The sequence below is a fragment of the Actinosynnema sp. genome (assembly GCF_052038725.1).
This window is the reverse complement of record NZ_JBQGCX010000210.1, coordinates 1-4939: the sequence shown is the minus strand read 5'-3', so window position 1 is coordinate 4939 and position 4939 is coordinate 1. Positions and strand designations below refer to the sequence as shown.

The window sequence follows — 4939 nt, the reverse complement described above, 5'->3', positions numbered from 1 at the left end:
TGGCCGCTGAAGTCGAGCAGCTCCACCGCCTCGGCGGGCACCGGCAGCGCCAGGTTCAGCGCGTCCACGGTGAACACCGAGCCGCCGGTGTTCGTCACCCGCGCGCGCTGCCGCACCACGCCGGACGGCAGCAGTTCGACGACCACCTCCGCGCCCAGCCCGGCGGTCTCGTCCGCGGCGCGCACGACCACGCCGTCCCCGGAGGCGTCCACCGCGGTCACCCGGAAGGCCACCGAGAAGTCCGCGCCCTCCCGGTGCCCGACGAGGCCGGGGGTGCCGAGCCAGCCCGCCGACTGCTCGGGCAGCACGGACACCTCCACGTGCCCGTCCACCGAGTTGCCGATGGGCTGGCGCAGCGACAGCAGCCGCAGCGACTCCAGGTCGGGGTCGGGCCCCAGGTCCGCGCCCCAGTGCAGCACGCGGGGGAGGGTCCCTCCGGTCAGGTCGAGCACCAGGCTCACGCCCGCGGCGCGCAGGTGCCTCAGGTCCGCCACTGTGGTCTCTCCTCTGGCGAGTTACGTCGTTGACTTACTTTAGTTGGCGGCGTAAGAATCGCCAGGCTCTTGCTCACCAGCACGCGACACCACCACCGCCGGGAATGGAGTACCTCATGATCCGCCGAACGGTTCACGACGGGTGGCATTTGCGCGCGGTGGGCGGACCCGTGCCCGAGCACCTCGCGGACGCGACCACGCCCGCCGAGGTCCCCGGCAGCGCCCACCTCGACCTCCTGCGCGCCGGGCTGATCCCCGACCCGTACCTGGACCGGAACGAGGCGGAGCTGGCCTGGGCGCACCGGGCGCGGTGGCGCTACGCGACGGTCCTCACCTCGGAGGCCGCGCGCGCCGGCGAGAAGGTGGAACTGGTCTTCGACGGCCTGGACACGGTGGCGACCGTCCTGCTCAACGGGCGCCCCCTCGGCTCCACCGCCAACATGCACCGAAGCTACCGCTTCGACGTCCGCGACGTGCTCAGGGACGGCGAGAACGACCTGGTGGTGGAGTTCGACTCCGCCCTGGAGCACGCCGAGCGGACCCAGGCCGAGCTGGGCGAGCGCCCCCGCGCCTACCCGCACCCGTTCAACGCGGTCCGCAAGATGGCCTGCTCGTTCGGCTGGGACTGGGGCCCCGACCTGCAGACCGCGGGCATCTGGAAGCCGGTCCGCCTGGAGCGCTGGACCGGCGCCCGGCTCGCCGAGGTCCGACCGCTGGTCACCGTCGACCCGGACGGGACCGGCCGCGTCGAGGTCCACGTCCGGCTCGACCGCGCGGGCGACGCCCCCAGCCTGCTCACCGCCCGCGTCGGCGACCACGAGCAGCGCGCCACCGTCGACGGCGACACCGCGGTGCTCACCGTCCTGGTCCCGGACGCCCCGCTGTGGTGGCCGGTCGGCTACGGGCAGCAACCGCTGTTCGACCTGGAGGTCGTCGCCGAGTCGGGCGACGAGCGCGACACCTTCACCCGCCGCATCGGCTTCCGCACCATCACCGTCGACACCGAGCCCGACGCCGACGGCACCCCGTTCACCTTCGTCGTCAACGGCGAGCGGGTCTTCGCCAAGGGAGCCAACTGGATCCCCGACGACCACTTCCTCACCCGCGTCACCCGCGACCGCCTCGCCCGCCGCGTCGACCAGGCCCTCGCCGCGAACCTCAACCTGCTGCGGATCTGGGGCGGCGGGATCTACGAGACCGAGGACTTCTACGACGTCTGCGACGAGCGCGGCGTCCTGGTCTGGCAGGACTTCCCGTTCGCCTGCGCCGCCTACGCCGAAGAAGGCGAGCTGCGCGCCGAGGTCGAGGCCGAGGCCCGCGAGAACGTCGCCCGCCTCACCCCGCACGCCTCGCTCGCGCTGTGGAACGGCAACAACGAGAACCTCTGGGGCCACGAGGACTGGGGCTGGAAGGAGCAGCTGGGCGAGCGCACCTGGGGCCTGGGCTACTACACCGACCTGCTGCCCGCGATCGTCGCCGAGCTCGACCCGACCCGCCCCTACTCGCCCGGCAGCCCGTACAGCCCCGGCGAGGTCCACCCCAACGACCAGGGCCACGCCACCCGCCACGAGTGGGAGGTGTGGAACCGCGTCGACTACACCCGCTACCGCGACCACGCGCCCCGCTTCTGCGCCGAGTTCGGCTTCCAGGGCCCGCCCACCTGGCGCACCCTCACCGACTGGGTGCACGAGGCCGACGGCCCCCTGACCCCCTCCTCGCCCGCGTTCCTGCTGCACCAGAAGGCCGAGGACGGCAACGGCAAGCTCGACCGGGGCATGGAGCCGCACCTGCCGGTCCCCGAGTCCTTCGAGGACTGGCACCGGGCCGCCCCGCTCAACCAGGCCCGCGCGGTCGCGTTCGGCGTCGAGCACTTCCGCTCGCACTGGCCGCGCACGGCGGGCGCGGTCGTGTGGCAGCTCAACGACTGCGGGCCGGTCACCTCCTGGGCCGCCGTCGACGGCGAGGGCCGGGAGAAGCCGCTGTTCCACGCGCTCAAGCACGCGTTCGCGCCCCGGCTGCTGACCGCCCAGCCGCGCGACGGCCGCACCGCCGTCGTCGCGGTCAACGACACCGCCGAGCCCTGGGACGAGGACCTGGTGGTCCGCCGGATCTCGTTCGACGGGCACGAGCTGGCGACGACTACACTGCGGCTCGGGGTCGCCGCCCGCTCCACGTCCGTGGTCGAGCTGCCGGAGTCCCTGCTGTCAGCGGACAACCGGGAGGCCGAGGTCGTGGTAGCCACCGCGGGTGGGGTGCGCGCGCTGCACCTGTTCGCCGAGGACCGCGACGCCGCGCTCGACCCGTCCCCGCTCACCGCCACCGCGCACCGCGTCGACGGCGGCTACCGGGTCGAGGTCACCGCCACCGCGCTCGCCCGCGACGTCGCGCTGCTGGTGGACAAGGCCGCGCCCGACGCGCGCGTGGACGACCAGCTCGTCACCCTGCTCCCCGGCGAGCGGCACGCCTTCCACGTCACCACCTCCGCCGACCTGGACCCGGCCGCGCTGACCGACCCGCGCGTGCTGCGAACGGCCAACGCCCTGGTGGGTCGTTGACCGGAACACCCGGCACGACCGGTGGGGCGTCGACGGGCGCGGTCGGCCTGGTGCTCGCCAGGCCGACCCGCCTGCTCGGCGTCGAACCGTTCTTCATGGAGTTCATCGCGGGCATCGAGGAGCGGCTGGCCGAGCGCGAGCTGTCGGTGCTGCTGCACGTGGTGTCCACCCAGGACGCCGAGATCGCCGCCTACCGCAGGTGGGCCGCGCGCGGGCTGGTGGACGCGGTGGTCGTGGTCAACCGCACCGAGGACGACCGCCGACCCGCCGTGCTGCGCGAGGTCGGCCTGCCCGCCGTGCTCGTCGGCGAGCCCGACGGCGACCTCCCCGCGGTGCGCACCGACGACACCGCCCCGGTCCGGGCCGCGCTGGAGCACCTGGTCGCCGCAGGCCACCGGGCCATCGCCCGCGTCACCGGCCCCTCGGGGCTGCTGCACACCCAGGCGCGCACCACCGCGCTGCTGGCGGCCTGCGCCGAGCACGGCGTCGCCCCCGTTGTGGTCGAGGGCGACTACTCGGAGGAGTCCGGCGCGAAGCTCACCGCCGCCCTGCTGGAGCTGGACGAGCCGCCCACGGCCGTCCTCTACGACAACGACGTCATGGCCGTCGCAGGCCTCGGCGCGGCCAAGGAGCGCGGTGTCGACGTGCCCGGCGGGCTGGGCATCATCGCCTGGGACGACTCGACCCTGTGCCGCCTCGCCTCACCCGCGCTCACCACGATGAGCGTCGACGTCCACCGGTTCGGCGAGCTCGTCGCCGAGTCGGTGCTGGAGCTGATCGCGGGCGGCCCGGTGGCCGACCGCTGGTCGCCTGCGGCCGTCCTGGTCGCCAGGGAGAGCACGAAAGCCAGCCCCGCATAGGAGAACCATGTCCTACCTGCCGTCGTCGGACCGGTACGAGCGGATGCCCTACAGGCGGGTCGGCCGCAGCGGGCTCAAGCTGCCCGCCGTGTCGCTCGGCCTGTGGCACAACTTCGGCGACGACAAGGGGTTGGAGACCCAGCGCGCCATCCTGCGCCGGGCCTTCGACCTCGGCGTGACGCACTTCGACCTGGCCAACAACTACGGCCCGCCGCCCGGCTCGGCCGAGCGCAACTTCGGGGTGCTGTTCGGCCAGGACCTGGCCGCGCACCGCGACGAGATCATCATTTCCACCAAGGCCGGCTACACCATGTGGGACGGCCCGTACGGCGACTTCGGCTCCCGCAAGTACCTGCTGTCCTCGCTGGACCAGTCGCTCAGCCGCATGAAGCTCGACCACGTCGACGTCTTCTACCACCACCGCCCGGACCCCGAGACCCCCATCGAGGAGTCCATGGGCGCGCTGGACCACGCGGTCCGCTCCGGCAAGGCGCTGTACGCGGGCATCTCCAACTACTCCGCCGAGCAGACCGCCGAGGCCGCGCGGGTGCTGCGCGAGCTGGGCACGCCGCTGCTCATCCACCAGCCCTCGTACTCGATGTTCAACCGGTGGACCGAGGACGGCCTGTTCGACGTGCTCGACGAGGTCGGCGCGGGCAGCATCGCGTTCTCCCCGCTGGCGCAGGGGCTGCTGACCAACCGGTACCTGGGCGGCGTCCCCGAGGGCTCGCGGGCGGCGGGCAGTAGCCCGTTCCTCAAGTCCGACGCCATCACCGAGGAGAAGCTGGACAGGGTCAGGGCGCTCAACGCGCTCGCCGAGGGCCGGGGCCAGACCCTGGCGCAGCTGGCGATCGCGTGGGTGCTGCGCAACGCCACGTCCGCGCTGGTCGGGGCGAGCAGCCCGGAGCAGCTGGCGGACAACGTGGCCGCGGTGGGGAACCTGGAGCTGACCGCCGACGAGCTGGCCGAGATCGAGAAGCACCTCTGACGGGGCGGGCGCGGGGGTCGGCACGGCCCCCGCGCCCCGCGC

At 73.5% G+C, this 4939-nt stretch carries 4 protein-coding genes; 3 read left to right on the top strand and 1 reads right to left on the bottom strand.

Annotation, left to right across the window (positions count from 1 at the left end; genetic code table 11):
• A partial coding sequence (locus ACTUAL_RS04050; protein ID WP_440899311.1) for a glycoside hydrolase family 36 N-terminal domain-containing protein occupies nt 1-494 on the bottom strand: 494 nt, incomplete at its 3' end.
• 170 nt (nt 495-664) lie between these two features.
• Here ACTUAL_RS04050 and ACTUAL_RS04045 point away from each other — a divergent pair.
• The 3 genes from ACTUAL_RS04045 to mgrA are packed head-to-tail and all read left to right on the top strand — an operon-like array spanning nt 665 to nt 4897.
• Nucleotides 665-3049, top strand: coding sequence for a glycosyl hydrolase 2 galactose-binding domain-containing protein (locus ACTUAL_RS04045; RefSeq protein WP_440899310.1), 2385 nt, complete (start codon nt 665-667; stop codon nt 3047-3049).
• Nucleotides 3046-3909 (top strand): LacI family DNA-binding transcriptional regulator, encoded by an 864-nt coding sequence (locus ACTUAL_RS04040; RefSeq protein ID WP_096496807.1) that lies wholly within the window; start codon nt 3046-3048, stop codon nt 3907-3909. Before ACTUAL_RS04045 ends, ACTUAL_RS04040 begins: the two co-directional genes overlap by 4 nt.
• A 7-nt stretch (nt 3910-3916) precedes the next feature.
• Entirely contained in the window at nt 3917-4897 is a 981-nt protein-coding gene (gene mgrA, locus ACTUAL_RS04035; protein WP_096496806.1) for an L-glyceraldehyde 3-phosphate reductase, read from the top strand.
• Nucleotides 4898-4939 lie beyond the last annotated feature (42 nt).